We start from the raw sequence: 15,941 nt of genomic DNA, 5'->3' as shown, positions 1-15,941 counted from the left end.
GCCCGCGAGCCATCAAATTGCCCGATGTGTGCCGCCTCAACCCGGTCTATGAGGGCCAGTCTTTGTTTGGGTCGAAACCGCAAATCATTCATCCGTATAGGCAATGAAACTCTATAAATCCTTTGCCACCGTCGGCGGCCTGACGCTGCTGAGCCGTGTGTTCGGCTTCATGCGCGACATCCTGATCGCCGCCACACTCGGATCGGGTTGGGTCGCGGACGCATTCGTCGTTGCCTTCCGCTTTCCCAATCTCTTCCGCCGGCTGTTCGGCGAAGGGGCCTTCAACTCGGCGTTCGTCCCGATCTTTGCAAAAAAGCTCGAAGGCGACGGACCGGAAGCAGCCCGCCGCTTCGCCGAAGACGCCATGGCAGGCCTGCTGTTCATCCTGCTGATCGTCACCGTCGTCTCTGAAATCGCCATGCCGGTGCTGATGTATGCGCTCGCTCCAGGCTTTGACGCCACGCCGCAGAAGTTCGACCTCTCCGTGATGCTGACGCGCATCACAATGCCCTACCTGCTCTGCATGTCGATCGTCGCGCTGATGTCGGGCGCGTTGAATTCCGTCGGCCGCTTCGCCGAAAGCGCATCCGTCTCGATCGTGCTCAACGGCGTGATGATGATCGCCACGCTGATCTCGATGTGGATCGGCTACAAAGCCGAACCGGAGGCCGGCGTCATCCAGGCGTGGGGCGTTTTCGTAGCGGGCTTCCTGCAACTTGCACTTTTGATGTGGGGCATGCGTCGCGCCGGCATGCATCTTCGGATCCGCCGGCCACGCATGACCGGCGACGTCCGCCATCTCATTCAACTCGGCATTCCGGGCGTTATTTCGGGCGGCGTCACCCAACTCAACATTGCCATCGGAACGATCATCGCATCATTGCAGCCGGGCGCTGTTTCGCATCTCTACTACGCCGATCGCGTCTATGAGCTTCCGCTCGCGATCGTCGGCATCGCCGTCGGTATCGTCCTGTTGCCGGACGTCGCCCGTCAGCTGCGCGCCGGCGATACCACCGCCGTGATGGACAGCCAGAACCGTTCGCTCGAATTCGCGCTTTTGCTGACGGTCCCGGCTGCGCTCGCGCTCGTCGCCATCCCGACCGATATCGTTCGCGTGCTTTTCGAACGCGGAGCCTTCGGCCCGAACGACACCCACGTTACATCCTCCGTATTGGCGATGTTCGCGTTGGGCCTTCCGGCCTTTGTGATGATCAAGGTGTTCTCGCCCGCCTATTACGCACGCGAAGATACCAAGACGCCGATGAAATACGCGACCATCAGCCTGACCGCCAATACGCTTGGCTCGATCGCGCTGTTCTTCGTTTTCCGTCACTTGGGGATGATGCCTCAGCTCGGCATCGCCATCGCGACAGCGCTCGGCGGCTGGCTTAACGCCTATCTTCTTTGGGCCACGTTGAGCCGCCGCGGCGATTTCGTCGCCGACAGCCGCATCAAGCGCAACATCCCGTTAATCCTGTTGGCGAGCGCGCTGATGGTCGCCGCGCTCCTTGGAACGAGCCACTTTCTGTCACCCGGCAGCGGTTTCTTCGTGAAGGCATCGATCCTGGCGGCGGAAATTTCCGTCGGCTTGGCCGTCTATGCCCTGATCGTGCTCGCGAGCGGCGTCATGACCTTCGGCCAGCTCGGCCGATTGACCCGCGGCCGCCGTTAGCTGCGACCTTCGGACTTGCGCCGACGCCGCCCGCACGCGATAAGGCCGCCCAATTCGCCTTCAACACGGTAGCAGATCCCATGAAAATCACGCCGCGCGTCTTCTCCGGCATGCAGCCGACTGGCAGCCTGCATCTCGGCAACTATCTCGGCGCGATGGTCAACTGGATCAAAATGCAGGAGACGCACGAGTGCATTTACTGCGTCGTCGATCTCCACGCCATCACGGTCGCGCAAGATCCGGCTGAATTGAGAACCGCCATCCGCCAGGTGACGGCCGCCTATATTGCCGCCGGCCTCGATCCGAAGAAAAGCATCCTCTTCAACCAGTCGCAGGTCTCGGCCCACGCCGAGCTCGCCTGGGTCTTCAACTGCGTCGCCCGTCTCGGCTGGCTGAACCGCATGACGCAGTTCAAGGAAAAAGCCGGCAAGGATCGCGAGCAGGCCTCCGTCGGCCTTTACGCCTATCCGAATCTGATGGCGGCCGACATTCTCGCCTATCGCGCGACCCATGTTCCGGTCGGCGAAGACCAGAAGCAGCACCTCGAACTCGCCCGCGACATCGCTCAGAAGTTCAACAACGACTTCGCATCCTCGATCATCGCCAACGGCTTCGCCGACGGCATCTTTTTCCCGCAACCCGAGCCCGTCATCACCGGCTCGGCGACACGCGTCATGAGCCTGCGTGACGGCACCAAGAAAATGTCGAAGTCGGACCCATCCGATCTTTCGCGCATCAACATGACGGACGACGCCGACACCATCGCGAAAAAGGTGCAGAAGGCTAAAACCGATCCTGAGCCGCTGCCGAGCGACGAAAAAGGCTTCGCGGGCCGCCCCGAAGCCGAAAATCTGATCGGCATTTACGCGACGCTGGTCGACAAGCCGGTCGATGCAGTTCTGGCCGAATTCGGTGGTCAACAGTTCTCGTCCTTCAAGAAGCTCTTGGCAGATGCTTTGGTGGCCCGCCTCGAGCCGATCGCAAACGAGATCGAGCGCCTCTCCTCCGATCCCGCCGAAATCGACCGCATCCTCGGCGACGGCTCGGCGCGAGCCCGCGAAATCGCGACGCCGATCATGGACAAGGTGAAAGACATCGTCGGCTTCATCCGCAGCTGAGCAGCCGTAGCCCGGCCGCTCCCAGGTTGCATAGGATGCCGACGCGAGACCATTGCGGGGGCTCGCGCGGAATGGCAGCATCGCCGCTATGAAACTTCGACGCTCATTCGAAGAAGGCCATCGCCGCAAGTTCCTGATCGTCGTTGACGAGAGCCAGGAGGTCGAGAGCGCGCTTTATTATGCCGCGAGCCGCGTGCAGCGCTCGTCAGGTCTGATCGTCATGCTCTACGTCATCGAGCCGAGCGAGCTTCAGAATTGGGCCGGCATCCGACAGGTGCAGATCGAAGAGGAATCGACAAAAGCCAAGGCCTTGTTCCGGCTCTTCCGTCGCAAGCTCGCTCATGCCGGTTTTGAAGCCGTCGAAATTGAAGACGTCATCCGCGAAGGCCGGACCGCCGAAGAGATCAACAAGCTGATCGCCGACGATGAAGACATTGCCATTCTCGTCCTTGGCGCTTCGATCGACGCCAAGGGACCGGGACCGCTTGTCGCGTCTCTCGCGGCGGGCCGCGCGGCGGGCGGATTTCCGGTGCCCGTCACGGTCGTGCCCGGGCAACTTTCACTCGCCGAGATTAAGGCATTGGCCTAAATTGGCGTAGCTCTACGGCCGATTACTCGACACCGTTGGTGGGCATACCTATATTAGAATTTCTCTAATTGGTGGCCCTCGGACCGTGCCCAGTACGGACGCCGAATACGAAGTGAGGCAGCATGTTTATCCAGACCGAAGCCACGCCCAATCCGGCGACGCTGAAGTTCATCCCGGGCCGCGACGTCCTCTCGGACGGCACCGCCGATTTTCGCTCGAAAAGCGAGGCCGCGGCTTCCCCGCTCGCGACACGCCTTTTCGCCATTGAAGGCGTCCACGGCGTGTTCCTCGGCTCCGACTTCATTTCCGTGACGAAGGGCGACATCGAGTGGCAGCATTTGAAACCGATGATCCTCGGCGCCATCATGGAGCATTACATGTCCGGCGCGACCGCGACGGACGAGGAAGATTCCAACGACGGCGCGGCCGAAAATTACGATCCGGAAGATGAATCGGTTGTCGCGACGATCAAGGAACTGCTTGAAACCCGCGTTCGCCCGGCGGTCGCACAGGACGGCGGCGACATCACGTTCTCCGGCTTCCGCGACGGCGTCGTTTATCTCCACATGCGCGGCGCCTGCTCCGGCTGCCCGAGTTCGACGGCCACGCTGCGGAATGGCATCGAAAACCTTCTGAAGCACTTCTGCCCGGAAGTGCGGTCGGTCCAGGCGGCCTGAGCTTCAGATGTCTTCCTTCGAACCCCGCCCCGGCGGGGTTCTTCGTATTTGGCCCCGTTGCAAGGCAGGAATTCTAATGAACGTTTCTCTCGATCAGGCAGCACTCGATCAATTGTTCGACAAGGCGCGCACAAATAACAAATGGCTGCCTCGCGAAGTCCCCGACGAACTTCTGAAGCAGATCGTCGAGCATATGAAATGGGGCCCGACCAGCGTGAACTGTTCTCCGGCCCGACTAGTCTTCGTCAAATCGCCGGAAGCAAAGGCGCGACTGAAACCGCATCTGAGCCCAGGCAATGTCGAAAAGACGATGGCCGCGCCGGCAACGGCAATTATTGGCTACGACCTGAAGTTCTACGAATATCTGCCGAAGCTTTATCCTCCCGCCGATGCCAAGAGCTGGTTCGTCGGAAAAAAGGACCACGCGGATACGACGGCATTCCGAAATGGCAGCCTGCAAGGTGGTTATTTCATTCTCGCGGCGCGCGCTTTGGGATTGGATTGCGGCCCGATGTCCGGATTTAACAATGCTGCCGTCGATGCCGAATTCTTCTCTGGAACCGATATAAAATCGAATTTCCTATGTAATTTGGGATATGGGGACCCGGCGGGCATTTACCCGCGTTCGCCACGATTTAGCTTCGACGAAATGGCTACAATCGTATAAAAGACCCGCTCGGAATGAATATTCTCTCGCTGGATACCTGTTTCGATGCCTGCTCCGTCGCGGCGGGCCGGGGGCTGCGCTCGCTCACTCCCGGCATTTCCTTCGCATTTGAAGGCATGCAGAAAGGCCATTCCGAGCGATTGATGCCCATGATCGAAATGGTCATGGCCGAGGCAGGCCTCGAATTCAAATCCCTCGATCGCATCGCCGCAACCTTTGGACCCGGTACATTTACCGGCACGCGTATTTGCGTCTCAGCCGCGCGTGCCCTGGCGCTCGCGACCGGCGCCGAGTTCGTCGCGCTCTCGAGCCTGCAGCTGATGGCGATGAGCGCGCGGATCCCCGCTGCTCCCACCCGGCACATCGCCATAGCGACCGACGCCCGACGCGACGAAGTTTATATCGAGGTATTCGACCGCCATTCGCTCCAAAGCGTGAATGGCCCGCAATGCCTGGCGATCGAAGACGCAGCCGGCGTTCTGGGGCCAGGCCCTATCGTGATCGCGGGCTCCGGCGCCGAACGGCTTGCTGCGAAGGCCAATCGCAACGGCATCGAAGCAACCGCCATTTTGCCAGATCTTTTGCCTGATGCGCTCGACGTGCTGTTTCCCGCATGCGAGCTGCCCGTGACCGACATGTTGCGGCCGCTGTACCTCAGGCCACCCGATGCCAAGCCTCCCGCCCCGAGCCCTTATCTCGGAGCCGGCGTATGACGAACGTCACGCCATTCCGAAACGTCAAGCACGCAAGCATGCTCTGGGCGTCGCCGGACCGGGCGGAAGAAATCGCGGCTCTGCACGCCAAGCTCTTCGATCCGGCATGGGACACCGCCGCGATCCAGACCCTTCTCGAACATCCTGCCGCCACCTCGTTGGTTGCCGTCGCCGGTAGCCAGAAGAAATCGGTGATCGCTTTCGTGCTCGGCCAACTGGCAGCCGATGAAGCCGAAATCCTTTCGATCGGCGTCTCGCCGGATTGGCAGCGTGTCGGCCTGGCGACGGGCTTGCTCGAAGGTTTGACCCGGGCCGCCCGTCGCGGTGGCGCCAAGCGCATCTTCCTCGAAGTTGCAGAGGACAATGCAGCCGGCATTGCGCTTTACCGCAAACTCGGATTTGTCGAAGCAGGCCGCCGGAAGCGCTACTATGAACGCCCCGGCGGCGCGCGCGCCGACGCGTTGACGCTCGTTCTGAACTTCGATTCCGCCGAAGCTTAGTCCCGATATAGACGCGGCGGCTTGTGACTGCCTATAACGCCGCCATATTCGTGCGGCGAGGAATCGCCTTCAGCCAAAGCTTGATCGTCATGACCGCACCTTCGGCCAAGCCTGAAACAACGATCGAACTGCGATGCGCCGAGTGCGGTTTGCGGATGACCGGCCAGCGCCGCGTCATCGCGCAGGTGTTGTCGTCGGCGACCGACCATCCCGACGTCGAAGAAGTCCACCGCCGCGCCCACACGATCGATGCGCGCATTTCGCTGTCGACCGTCTATCGCACGCTCAGGCTCTTTTCCGAGAAGGGCATTCTCGAACGACACGACTTCGGACACGGCCGCGGCCGCTACGAGCCTGCGCCGAGAGAACACCATGATCATCTGGTCGATATCGAAAGCGGCCGCGTGATCGAATTTTCCAACTCCGCCATCGAAGCCCTGCAGGAACGTGTTGCCCGCGAATTGGGCTTCGAGCTTGTCGGCCACCGCCTCGAACTTTACGGCGTGCCGATCGCAAAGAAGAAATCGACCGGCCGCAGAGGCTGACCAACGCGATGGCTCAGGGATCGCTCCGCGCTTCGTCCGTCCTGGCTGGCTTCTTCGGCTTCACGCTGCCGCTGATGCCGGTGCAGGCGCTTCTGCTCAAGGTCTCGCCTTCGGCCGCGCGTCGCTTTCCGAATTGGTATCATAAGAACGTTTGCCGCATTCTCGGCATCACATTGAACGTCGACGGCGCCGTCGTCAGCGACAAACCCGTACTTCTCGTCTGCAATCACACATCCTGGCTGGACATTCCCGTGCTGTCCGCCGTCGCGCCAGTTTCGTTCGTCGCCAAACTCGAAGTCGGCAGCTGGCCCTTCGTATCGGCACTGGCGCGACTGCAGCGCTCCGTCTTCGTCGACCGCACGCGCCGTCAGGCAACAGGCGAAGCCGCCGGCGAAATCGCTGCCCGATTGAAACAGGGCGACGCCATCGTTCTTTTCGCCGAAGGAACGTCGAGCGACGGCAACCGCGTGCTGCCATTCAAGACCTCGCTGTTCGGCGCCGTCACAGCCAACGGCAGCCCGCCCGAGAACGGCTCCAACGGCGATGTCGTCGTGCAGACCATAGCCATCGTCTACACCCACGTTCGCGGCGTTCCGCTGACCCGTGCCGATCGTCCGCGCATCGGCTGGTACGGCGACATGGAATTGACGTCGCATGCCTGGGGCGTCCTGAAACTCGGTCCGATCACGGCGACGATCAAAATCAGCCCGCCCGTACCGCTCTCGGCCTTCAAGGATCGCAAGGACTTGGCTCTCAAGACCGAACGCACCGTCCGTGCCGCGGTCCTCGGCGTTCTCCGCGGACGCCCCGACGATCCGGCGATCGTGCCGGTGGAACCGAGCCACGAAATCCGCCGCCACAAGCTCGTCTCGCCCCAGGTCCGCAGCGAGAAGTGGACATGATTGCCGCTTTCTGTGCTATGCGCTTGGCCTCCGAACCCCTTCGAAAAGTCCACCCTTAACCGGCCGACCGACGTGCAGCGCTCCAAGACCAAAAGCTATTTCCTGAAGACGTTTGGCTGTCAGATGAACGTCTACGACAGCGAGCGCATGACGGAGGCTCTTGCGCGCGACGGCTACAGCGAAACCGACGACGTCGCCCACGCCGATCTCGTGATCCTCAACACCTGCCACATCCGCGAGAAGGCCGCCGAAAAAGTCTATTCCGATCTCGGACGTCTGCGAGACATGAAGGACGCCCGCAGACGCAACGGCAAGGAAACGGTGATCGCGGTCGCGGGTTGTGTCGCGCAAGCGGAAGGCCGCGAGATCACCACGCGCCAACCCGCGGTCGATCTCGTCATCGGCCCGCAGAGCTACCATCGCCTGCCCGAACTCATCGCCCGTACGGAAAACACGCGCGAGCGCATCGTCGAAACGGAATTTCCGGGTGATGAAAAATTCTCATCGCTGAAAGCGCCGCGCCGCGTCTCGTCGCCGTCGGCCTTTCTCACCGTGCAGGAAGGCTGCGATAAGTTCTGCACGTTTTGTGTCGTGCCTTATACGCGCGGCGCCGAGTTCTCCCGCTCGCTGGCGAAGATCGAGACAGAAGCACGCGAGCTTGTCGCCGCCGGGGCCAAGGAACTCGTTCTTCTCGGCCAGAACGTCAACGCCTATCACGGCGAAGGCCCAGCCGGCCGCTCGATTGGCCTTGCTGAATTGATCCGCAGACTGGCCGACATCGATGGCGTCGAACGCATCCGCTACACGACGAGCCACCCGCGCGACATGGACGATGATCTGATTGCCGCCCACGCCGACATCCCGCAACTGATGCCGTTCCTGCATCTGCCGGTGCAGTCGGGTTCAGACCGCATGCTCGCCGCCATGAACCGCAAGCATAACGCGTCGGAATATATCGACCTCATCGCGCGCATCCGCTCGGCCCGACCCGATATCGCGCTTTCAAGTGACTTCATTGTCGGCTTTCCAGGCGAAACGGATGCCGACGCCGAGGATACCCTCTCGCTCATCCGCGCCGTCGGTTTTGCTCAGGCCTTCTCTTTCAAGTACAGCCCCCGGCCGGGAACGCCCGCCGCCACGCTAGACGCCCAAGTGCCCGAAGACGTCAAATCCGAGCGCCTGCAGCGTCTCCAAGCCGTTCTGGAAGAGCAACAGACCGATTTCAACGCCAGGAGCCTGGGAGGCGTCGTGCCGGTGCTGTTCGAGCGCCGCGGCCGCCAGCCGGGTGAATTTGTCGGCCGCACACCCTATCTACAGCTCGTTCACGCAGCGGCTGAAGGCGACCTCGTCGGTCGGACGGCAAATGTGGCGGTGACGGAAACCCGCCGCGTCAGCCTGTCGGGTGTCATCGCGGCAGCATAATCGGCCTATAATGGGGCTTGTTGTGCGTTAACCACACCAGCCTATGCCGAACTGTTATGACGCATGCTAACGTCAGGTCACGGTCGATTCGATTTTGAACGCTACGGGTAGAAGAACCGCCAGCAAAGGAGTGTCAGGATTGGCAGCATTCCGCGGGTCCTCCGCGTCGGCATCGAGAAGGCCCAGCAAGGCCGAACTTGAAACCGCTCGCGTCGTTGTGCCCTTCGAAGACAATCGGCTGCTGACGCAGCTGCTTGGGGAATACGACAGCCACCTGGCCCTGATAGAAGACCGACTAGGCATCGACGCCCACGCTCACGGCAATGTCGTCATTCTCACGGGCCCGGCGCCGGCCTGCGAAATCGCCCGGAATGTTCTCGAACGGCTTTACGCTCGCATTCGCAAGGGCGAAGCCGTCGGCGCCGGCGATATCGACGGCTTGATCCGCCACGCCCGGGCCGAAGGCTCGGCGGGCGACGGCCAGGCCCAGATCGCGACGCGCCGCAAGGTCGTCAAGGCGCGCACACCAACCCAAAGCGACTACATGCGTGCGATCCAGAAGCACGATCTCGTGTTCGGTCTTGGTCCCGCCGGCACCGGCAAAACCTATATCGCCGTCGCCTTCGCCGCCCATTGCCTGGAACGCGGCCTCGTGGAGCGCATCATCCTTTCCCGGCCAGCGGTCGAAGCCGGTGAACGCCTGGGCTTTCTCCCGGGCGACATGCGCGACAAGGTCGATCCCTATCTCCGCCCGCTGTATGATGCGCTTTACGATGTCCTTCCGCCGGAAAAGGTCGAACGCGATATCGAAACCGGCGTCGTCGAAGTAGCGCCGCTCGCCTTCATGCGCGGCCGCACGCTGTCCAACGCCTTCGTCATCCTCGACGAAGCACAGAACACCACCAGCATGCAGATGAAGATGTTTTTGACCCGTATCGGCGAAGGCTCGAAGATGGTCGTTACCGGCGATCCCTCGCAGATCGACCTTCCGCCCGGCACTAAGTCGGGCCTGGTCGAAGCGGTCGATCTTCTCGCCAATGTCGACGACATCTCCATCATCAACTTCATGGCTGGCGACATCGTCCGGCGTGACCTGGTCGCCAAAATCGTCGACGCCTACGAAAAGCCGAAGTAACCCATGTCTGCGTCCATCAAGGCGGCCGATCAGGTCTTCGACGTCGAGATTGTCGAAGACGATGGTGATTGGTCGCGCATTCCGGGTCTCGAAAGCCTGATCGAGACCGCCGCCCGAGCCGCCGTCGCGGCTGTTCAGGGCCCCGCTTCCGGTTTCGTGTCCGTCGCCCTGTCCTCCGACGCAATCGTGAGCGATCTCAACGGCCGCTTTCGCGGCAAGCCTAAGCCCACGAATGTCTTGTCTTTTCCATCGGGCGAGGGAGCGCCGCCCGGCCAGATTGGCGATATCATCCTAGGTTTGGAAACGGTCGAGCGCGAAGCCGCGGAGCAGGGCATTCCCGTTGCGCACCATGTGCAGCACTTGGTCGTCCATGGCGTGCTCCACCTTTTAGGCTATGATCACCTCACGGCAGCGGATGCGGAACGTATGGAAGCCATTGAAATAGCAATACTTTCCAAATTAGGCATCGCAAATCCCTACACCGGCGAGTTGGAAACCGGTACAAAGAGCTGACCGGGTTTCAACCCATAGCCATGACTGACAACACACACACAAAGCCAGTGTCCGAAACATTCGCCGACGATCCCCGACCTTTCGGCTCGCTCGGCTGGCTCCAGGCGCTCGGCGCCAAGCTCGGACTGATCGTTCCCCAAAACGTCCGCGACGCCCTCGAAGGCGCGCTCAAGACCGGCGGCACGGAGAACTTCACCGACGCCGAGCGCAAGATGCTTGAGCGCCTGCTCCAGTTCGGGTCGAGCCGCGTCGCCTCGTTGATGGTGCCCCGCGCCGACATCACGGCCCTCGATGAGAACGAGCCGATCTCCGAGCTGCTCAACACCTTCAATGAAGCCGGCGTTTCGCGCATTCCCCTTTTTCGCGAAACGCTCGACGACCCGCGCGGCATGATCCACATCAAGGATGTGCTGCGCTGGCTGATGACGGAAGCGACCGGGCAGGCACCGAAAAACACCAAGGTCGACGCCGAAGCTGAACCGCAGCCCATGAACGTTTTCGATCTGCGTGCCATCGACCTCAACAAGCCGATCACGACGGTCAAGATCCGCCGCCAGATCCTTTACGTGCCGCCCTCGATGCCCGCAGTCGACCTTCTCATCCGGATGCAGACGACACGCATCCACATGGCGCTCGTCGTCGATGAGTACGGCGGCACCGACGGCCTCGTCACCATTGAAGACCTGATCGAGCAAGTCGTCGGCAACATCGAGGACGAGCACGACGACGATGATGAAACCAACATCGTCGTCGATCCGAAGCTCGGCATCGTAGCAGCCGCACGCACGCCGATCGAGGAGCTTGAAAAGCACCTTGGCGTGAAGCTCGTTCCCGACGACGAGGAATCCGATGTCGACACCATCGGCGGTTTGATCTTCTCGATGCTTGGCCGGGTGCCCGCGCGCGGCGAACTGATCCGTCATCCGACCGGTGTCGAATTCGAAGTCCTCGATGCCGATCCGCGCCGCGTCAAAAAGCTGAAGGTCCATCCGCCGCGTCTACCGGCCACCAACGCCAAGTCCTTGCCTGAAACGCCGAAGGCGTGATGGATGCCGCAGCGATAAATCGGCCGCCGATCGCAGCCGCGCGGGCCAAAATCATGACGCTCGACGGATGGCGCCGGGCCCTTCTCGCCATTTTGGCGGGCGGTCTATCGGCGCTGGCGTTCGCGCCGATGTTCATCACGCCGATCCTGTTTCTTACCCTTCCGGTCTTTGTCTGGTTGATCGATGGCAGCACGAACTGGCGGCGTGCATTTTCATCCGGCTGGCTGTTCGGCTTCGGCTATTTCTTCTGCAATTTGTTCTGGGTCGGCGAAGCTTTCCTTGTCGAAGCCGACAAGTTCGCGTGGCTGTTGCCGTTTGCGATCACATTGCTGCCCGCGGGCCTCGCGCTTTTTTGGGGCGCTGGCGCGGCGGCCGCGCGCGCGGTCTGGCCCGAGGGTCTCGCGCGCCTGTTCGTCTTCGCCATTGCGCTTTCGATTGTCGAATGGCTGCGCGGTCATATCCTGACCGGCTTTCCGTGGGACCTTCCCGGGTACGCGCTCACCTATCCGCTGCCGCTGATGCAAAGCGCGGCGCTGTTCGGTGCCTATGGCCTGACCGCGATCGCCCTGTTCGTATTTCCTGCGCCGCTCGTTTACTTGGGTGATGCCGTCGGCCGCGTCACGCCGCGCAAGATGCTCGACGCATTTCTTCTTGCCGCTGCCCCTCTCAGCCTGATGTTCGCTTACGGCAACTGGCGACTGGAAACGCCGCAGGAGTTCGTGCCGAACGTGAAATTCCGCATCGTCCAGCCGAGCGTGCCCCAGCGCGAAAAATGGATGGCCGAATATCAGCGCCGCATTTTCGACGACCACGTCGCGCTGTCGCTGACTGATCCCTCCGGAAAGACGGATTCGCTCGCGGGCATCACGCATCTCGTCTGGCCCGAAGCGGCAATGCCGTTCTTTCCCCTCGAAGCCCCCGTCGCCCTCGACATCCTGGCCAACATCCTGCCGCCGGGAACCACGCTGATAACCGGCGCGCTGCGACACGATCCCCTTTTGCCGCCGGGATCGCCGATCACGCCGGAAACGCGGACGCTGAACAGCATCCTGGTTCTCGACGAGAAGGCTCGAGCCCTCGCCTCCTATGACAAGACGCATTTGGTCCCGTTCGGCGAATACATGCCCTACGAGCAAACCCTCGCCGCGATCGGCATCGAAAAACTGACGCACGGCCGAGGCTCGTTCTCGACCGGCCCTGAACCGCGCCCGCTGATGAACATTCCGGGCTTGCCCCCGGCCTTGGGGCTCGTCTGCTACGAAGCGCTCTTTCCCGGAAACGTCGTTCAGGGCCCGGAACGCCCGGGCGTCATCATCAACGTCACGAACGACGGCTGGTTCGGCGAAACGACCGGCCCATATCAGCATTTCCACCAGGCACGCGTCCGCGCCGTCGAAGTGGGTGTTCCGCTGGTCAGGGCCGCCAACAATGGCATTTCGGCGGTTGTCGACCCATACGGTCGCGTCCTCCAGTCTTTGGGCCTCGACGTCCGCGGCCAGATCGATAGCGCGCTCCCGAAGGCGGTCGCATCCACGCCCTACGCCCGCTTTCACGACTGGATGTTCGCCGCCATTCTAGTGCTTTACGCCGGAATGACTCTCGGCCTCCGGAAAAATGGCCGTTAATCAAAGTCTTGAAGTCAACTTGTCGCGGAAGCGGTCTGACATTGACGCCTCGCGTGCGTGCACCTAGGAAGTGCAGAGCCTTTGTTTCTGGAACTGCTGGCTGTAAGAGTGATGGTCAATCAAATTTCGATCGAAGACGAGTCGGGCGAAGAGTCTCCCAAGGGGTCGCGTCGGGCTAACCCAATGGACGTTCATGTCGGCTCGCGCGTCAGGCTTCGACGCATGCTGCTGGGCATGAGCCAGGAAAAGCTCGGCGAGCATTTGGGCCTCACGTTTCAGCAGGTTCAGAAATACGAAAAAGGCGTCAACCGCATTGGTGCTAGCCGCCTCTTTGACCTCGCCAAGGTTCTCGGCGTACCCGTGCAGTTCTTCTACGACGAAGCTCCGTCCGGCGCACATAGCGCCGGCGCCTCGGCTCCGGGCTTCGCCGAGCAACCCGACGAAAGTTACGTCGTCGATTTCCTCGGCACCCGCGAAGGGCTCGAACTCAACAAGGCCTTCGCCCGCGTCACCGATCCCAAAGTCCGCCGCTCGATCGTCGATCTCGTTCGCGCTCTCGCTGGCGAGGAAAGCTGACATTTGTGACAGCGGCGCAACGGCCAATTTATTGGAAGGGTCGCTACGTCGCAGACGGTTTACCGGGGCTCCGCGCGCGGTCGCTTGACCGCATTCGACAAGACTGCGACAACCCGGCGCTTTTCATCAACGGAAATGCCGCGCTCCGCGCAGGACCAAGGCGGCAGACGCAGACCGAATTTTTCACCATGGGGGCCAAAAGTGGCGCGCAAGTCCTTCCTTTTCACGAGTGAATCCGTCTCAGAAGGCCATCCCGACAAAGTCTGCGATCGCATTTCCGATGAAGTCGTCGACGCATTCTATCGCGAAGGCGCCAAGGAGGGCATCGACCCGTGGAGCATTCGCGCTGCCTGCGAAACGCTCGCGACCACCAACCGGGTCGTGATCGCGGGCGAATCGCGCGGACCGAAAGGCGTCACCGTCGCCGCCATCGAAGATCTGACGCGCAAAGCCATCAAGGATATCGGCTACGAGCAGGAAGGCTTTCACTGGGCCAACTGCAACATCGAAGTTCTGCTGCACTCGCAATCAGCCGACATCGCAGCCGGTGTCGATGCCAAGCAGCCGACGAACCAGGAAGAAGGCGCGGGCGACCAGGGCATCATGTTCGGCTATGCCTGCAACGAGACGCCGGAGTTGATGCCGGCACCGATCTACTACGCCCACAAGATCCTGCTCGACCTCGCCACGGCTCGCAAAGCCAAGCAGGGCGATGCCGCCAAGCTCGGGCCCGACGCCAAGAGCCAGGTGACCGTTCGCTACGAAGACGGCAAGCCGGTCGGCGTGACGCAGATCGTCGTCTCTCATCAGCACATTGTCGAAGACCTGAGCTCGCGGCAGGTTCGCGAGATCATCGAGCCCTACGTTCGCAAGGCACTGCCGGAAAGCTGGATCAGCAATGATACCGTCTGGCACATCAATCCGACGGGCAAGTTCTTCATCGGCGGACCCGATGGCGATACTGGCCTCACGGGCCGCAAGATCATCGTCGATACCTACGGCGGCGCAGCGCCTCATGGCGGCGGCGCCTTCTCCGGCAAGGACCCGACCAAGGTCGATCGCTCCGCCGCCTACGCAGCGCGCTATCTGGCGAAAAACGTCGTCGCTTCCGGTATCGCCGGACGCTGCACGATCCAGCTCTCTTACGCCATTGGCGTCGCCAAACCGCTGTCGATCTACGTCGATACCTACGGCACGGGTAAGGTCGACGAAGCCTTGATCGAAAAGGCACTCGGCGAAGTGATGGATCTGACGCCGCGCGGCATTCGCAGCCAGCTCGACCTCAACAAACCGATTTATTCGCGCACCTCCGCCTATGGCCACTTCGGCCGCCCGGCGGAAAAGGACGGCGGCTTCTCCTGGGAACGCACCGATCTCGCAGAAAAGATCGCGAAGGCCGTCGCCTAACCACGGTGCCTGCTAAAAGTCTTATGAGACGGCCGCTTCGGCGGCCGTTTTCTTTCGGCTCCTTTTCCTCTACTCACTCCATGGCCGGGTCACGCCTGGCCATGATGTTACCGATTATGAATCCGAAGTCAGACGATAAACCCGAAGAACACGAGCTCAGATCATATGGGCGCCGCCGCGGCCGCAAGCCGAGCGCACGTCAGTCGGCATTGCTTCGCGACGATCTTCCGCGACTGACATTCGATCCCGCAGCTGCGCCCGAAGGCTATCGACAAACCTGGCTTGAAATCGGCTTTGGCGGCGGCGAGCACCTGCTCTGGCAAGCCCGACATAATCCGAATGTTCTGCTGCTCGGCTGCGAACCCTTCGAGGACGGGGTGATTAAGGTTCTGACGGCGATCGCGGACGAAGACCTGAAGAATGTTCGCCTCCACATGGCCGACGCCCGAGAAATTGTCCGCGAGCTTCATCCAGACAGCATAGACCGGGCCTTCATCCTGTTTCCGGACCCCTGGCCGAAACGAAAACACCGAAAGCGGCGCCTGGTTAACAAATCCCTGCTCGGCCTTTTGGCCGATGTCATGCGCTCAGGCGCCGAGCTGCGGATCGGCACCGACATTGGCGATTATGCCCGCACGATGCTTGAGGCTTTTAGCCTGGAGCCGCGCTTTGTGTGGCAAGCCGAAAGCCCCGATGACTGGCGCGTCCGGCCGTCCGATTGGCCGCAGACGCGCTATGAGGCCAAGGCCGTTCGCGAAGGTCGCAGACGCTATTATTTCCGCTTTCTGCGCGCCTGATCGGATCCAAGCCTTGCGCAAACGGCAAAACTCGCCT

General features: G+C 61.4%; 17 protein-coding genes. All 17 read left to right on the top strand.

The window, feature by feature from the left end; genetic code table 11:
- Window positions 1–103: 103 nt before the first annotated feature.
- The 17 genes from murJ to trmB all read left to right on the top strand — a co-directional run bounded on the left by murJ (window position 104) and on the right by trmB (window position 15,904).
- The gene (gene murJ / locus QM780_RS15595) at window positions 104–1,672 is read left to right on the top strand and encodes a murein biosynthesis integral membrane protein MurJ (protein ID WP_415071356.1); all 1,569 of its coding nucleotides are present in this window, start codon (window positions 104–106) and stop codon (window positions 1,670–1,672) included.
- Between the two features lie 80 nt (window positions 1,673–1,752).
- Window positions 1,753–2,790, top strand: a complete 1,038-nt coding sequence (gene trpS, locus QM780_RS15590) for a tryptophan--tRNA ligase (RefSeq protein ID WP_415071355.1) — start codon at window positions 1,753–1,755, stop codon at window positions 2,788–2,790.
- A gap of 88 nt (window positions 2,791–2,878) precedes the next feature.
- Window positions 2,879–3,379 (top strand): universal stress protein, encoded by a 501-nt coding sequence (locus tag QM780_RS15585; protein ID WP_415071354.1) that lies wholly within the window; start codon window positions 2,879–2,881, stop codon window positions 3,377–3,379.
- 122 nt (window positions 3,380–3,501) lie between these two features.
- Window positions 3,502–4,056, top strand: coding sequence for a NifU family protein (locus QM780_RS15580; protein ID WP_415071353.1), 555 nt, complete (start codon window positions 3,502–3,504; stop codon window positions 4,054–4,056).
- A gap of 76 nt (window positions 4,057–4,132) precedes the next feature.
- The gene (locus QM780_RS15575) at window positions 4,133–4,723 is read left to right on the top strand and encodes a malonic semialdehyde reductase (protein ID WP_415071352.1); all 591 of its coding nucleotides are present in this window, start codon (window positions 4,133–4,135) and stop codon (window positions 4,721–4,723) included.
- Window positions 4,724–4,737: 14 nt separating this feature from the next.
- Complete coding sequence (gene tsaB, locus QM780_RS15570; RefSeq protein ID WP_415071351.1) at window positions 4,738–5,436, top strand: tRNA (adenosine(37)-N6)-threonylcarbamoyltransferase complex dimerization subunit type 1 TsaB; 699 nt, start codon at window positions 4,738–4,740, stop codon at window positions 5,434–5,436.
- Window positions 5,433–5,936: a ribosomal protein S18-alanine N-acetyltransferase gene (rimI, locus tag QM780_RS15565; RefSeq protein WP_415071350.1), complete on the top strand. Its 504-nt coding sequence runs from the start codon at window positions 5,433–5,435 to the stop codon at window positions 5,934–5,936. The genes tsaB and rimI overlap by 4 nt, the downstream gene beginning before the upstream one ends.
- An 89-nt stretch (window positions 5,937–6,025) precedes the next feature.
- Window positions 6,026–6,481, top strand: a complete 456-nt coding sequence (locus QM780_RS15560; protein WP_415071349.1) for a Fur family transcriptional regulator — start codon at window positions 6,026–6,028, stop codon at window positions 6,479–6,481.
- A gap of 8 nt (window positions 6,482–6,489) precedes the next feature.
- Window positions 6,490–7,383: a lysophospholipid acyltransferase family protein gene (locus QM780_RS15555; RefSeq protein WP_415071348.1), complete on the top strand. Its 894-nt coding sequence runs from the start codon at window positions 6,490–6,492 to the stop codon at window positions 7,381–7,383.
- A 72-nt stretch (window positions 7,384–7,455) separates the two neighbouring features.
- On the top strand, window positions 7,456–8,805 hold the full coding sequence (gene miaB / locus QM780_RS15550) for a tRNA (N6-isopentenyl adenosine(37)-C2)-methylthiotransferase MiaB (RefSeq protein WP_415072063.1): 1,350 nt from the start codon (window positions 7,456–7,458) through the stop codon (window positions 8,803–8,805).
- Window positions 8,806–8,944: 139 nt separating this feature from the next.
- Window positions 8,945–9,940 carry a PhoH family protein gene (locus tag QM780_RS15545; RefSeq protein ID WP_415071347.1) on the top strand — a complete coding sequence of 332 codons (996 nt, stop codon included), beginning with the start codon at window positions 8,945–8,947 and terminating at the stop codon, window positions 9,938–9,940.
- A 3-nt stretch (window positions 9,941–9,943) separates the two neighbouring features.
- On the top strand, window positions 9,944–10,453 hold the full coding sequence (gene ybeY, locus QM780_RS15540; protein ID WP_415071346.1) for an rRNA maturation RNase YbeY: 510 nt from the start codon (window positions 9,944–9,946) through the stop codon (window positions 10,451–10,453).
- Window positions 10,454–10,473: 20 nt separating this feature from the next.
- Window positions 10,474–11,499: a hemolysin family protein gene (locus QM780_RS15535; RefSeq protein ID WP_415071345.1), complete on the top strand. Its 1,026-nt coding sequence runs from the start codon at window positions 10,474–10,476 to the stop codon at window positions 11,497–11,499.
- Complete coding sequence (gene lnt / locus QM780_RS15530) at window positions 11,499–13,124, top strand: apolipoprotein N-acyltransferase (RefSeq protein ID WP_415071344.1); 1,626 nt, start codon at window positions 11,499–11,501, stop codon at window positions 13,122–13,124. The genes QM780_RS15535 and lnt overlap by 1 nt, the downstream gene beginning before the upstream one ends.
- Before the next feature lie 111 nt (window positions 13,125–13,235).
- A complete protein-coding gene (locus QM780_RS15525) occupies window positions 13,236–13,700 on the top strand; it encodes a helix-turn-helix domain-containing protein (protein WP_415072062.1) in 465 nt (154 codons plus the stop codon).
- A 201-nt stretch (window positions 13,701–13,901) separates the two neighbouring features.
- Window positions 13,902–15,107 carry a methionine adenosyltransferase gene (gene metK, locus QM780_RS15520; RefSeq protein ID WP_415071343.1) on the top strand — a complete coding sequence of 402 codons (1,206 nt, stop codon included), beginning with the start codon at window positions 13,902–13,904 and terminating at the stop codon, window positions 15,105–15,107.
- A gap of 116 nt (window positions 15,108–15,223) precedes the next feature.
- Window positions 15,224–15,904, top strand: a complete 681-nt coding sequence (gene trmB / locus QM780_RS15515) for a tRNA (guanosine(46)-N7)-methyltransferase TrmB (RefSeq protein WP_415071342.1) — start codon at window positions 15,224–15,226, stop codon at window positions 15,902–15,904.
- Window positions 15,905–15,941: the final 37 nt, after the last annotated feature.

Origin of the sequence: Hyphomicrobium sp., assembly GCF_047600905.1 — a bacterium.
Lineage (GTDB): Bacteria > Pseudomonadota > Alphaproteobacteria > Rhizobiales > Hyphomicrobiaceae > Hyphomicrobium_B.
Note: the sequence above shows the minus strand (reverse complement) of the source record. Positions and strands in the feature narration are given on the sequence as shown.

Bases quoted from the DNA above. Each gene is read 5' to 3' on its own strand.
- QM780_RS15535 (WP_415071345.1), top strand. From the start codon at position 10,474: ATGACTGACAACACACACACAAAGCCAGTGTCCGAAACATTCGCCGAC.
- QM780_RS15585 (WP_415071354.1), top strand. From the start codon at position 2,879: ATGAAACTTCGACGCTCATTCGAAGAAGGCCATCGCCGCAAGTTCCTG.
- QM780_RS15555 (WP_415071348.1), top strand. From the start codon at position 6,490: ATGGCTCAGGGATCGCTCCGCGCTTCGTCCGTCCTGGCTGGCTTCTTC.
- QM780_RS15575 (WP_415071352.1), top strand. From the start codon at position 4,133: ATGAACGTTTCTCTCGATCAGGCAGCACTCGATCAATTGTTCGACAAG.
- QM780_RS15580 (WP_415071353.1), top strand. From the start codon at position 3,502: ATGTTTATCCAGACCGAAGCCACGCCCAATCCGGCGACGCTGAAGTTC.
- QM780_RS15525 (WP_415072062.1), top strand. From the start codon at position 13,236: ATGGTCAATCAAATTTCGATCGAAGACGAGTCGGGCGAAGAGTCTCCC.
- trmB (WP_415071342.1), top strand. From the start codon at position 15,224: ATGAATCCGAAGTCAGACGATAAACCCGAAGAACACGAGCTCAGATCA.
- lnt (WP_415071344.1), top strand. From the start codon at position 11,499: ATGGATGCCGCAGCGATAAATCGGCCGCCGATCGCAGCCGCGCGGGCC.
- QM780_RS15560 (WP_415071349.1), top strand. From the start codon at position 6,026: ATGACCGCACCTTCGGCCAAGCCTGAAACAACGATCGAACTGCGATGC.
- tsaB (WP_415071351.1), top strand. From the start codon at position 4,738: ATGAATATTCTCTCGCTGGATACCTGTTTCGATGCCTGCTCCGTCGCG.
- ybeY (WP_415071346.1), top strand. From the start codon at position 9,944: ATGTCTGCGTCCATCAAGGCGGCCGATCAGGTCTTCGACGTCGAGATT.
- murJ (WP_415071356.1), top strand. From the start codon at position 104: ATGAAACTCTATAAATCCTTTGCCACCGTCGGCGGCCTGACGCTGCTG.
- rimI (WP_415071350.1), top strand. From the start codon at position 5,433: ATGACGAACGTCACGCCATTCCGAAACGTCAAGCACGCAAGCATGCTC.
- trpS (WP_415071355.1), top strand. From the start codon at position 1,753: ATGAAAATCACGCCGCGCGTCTTCTCCGGCATGCAGCCGACTGGCAGC.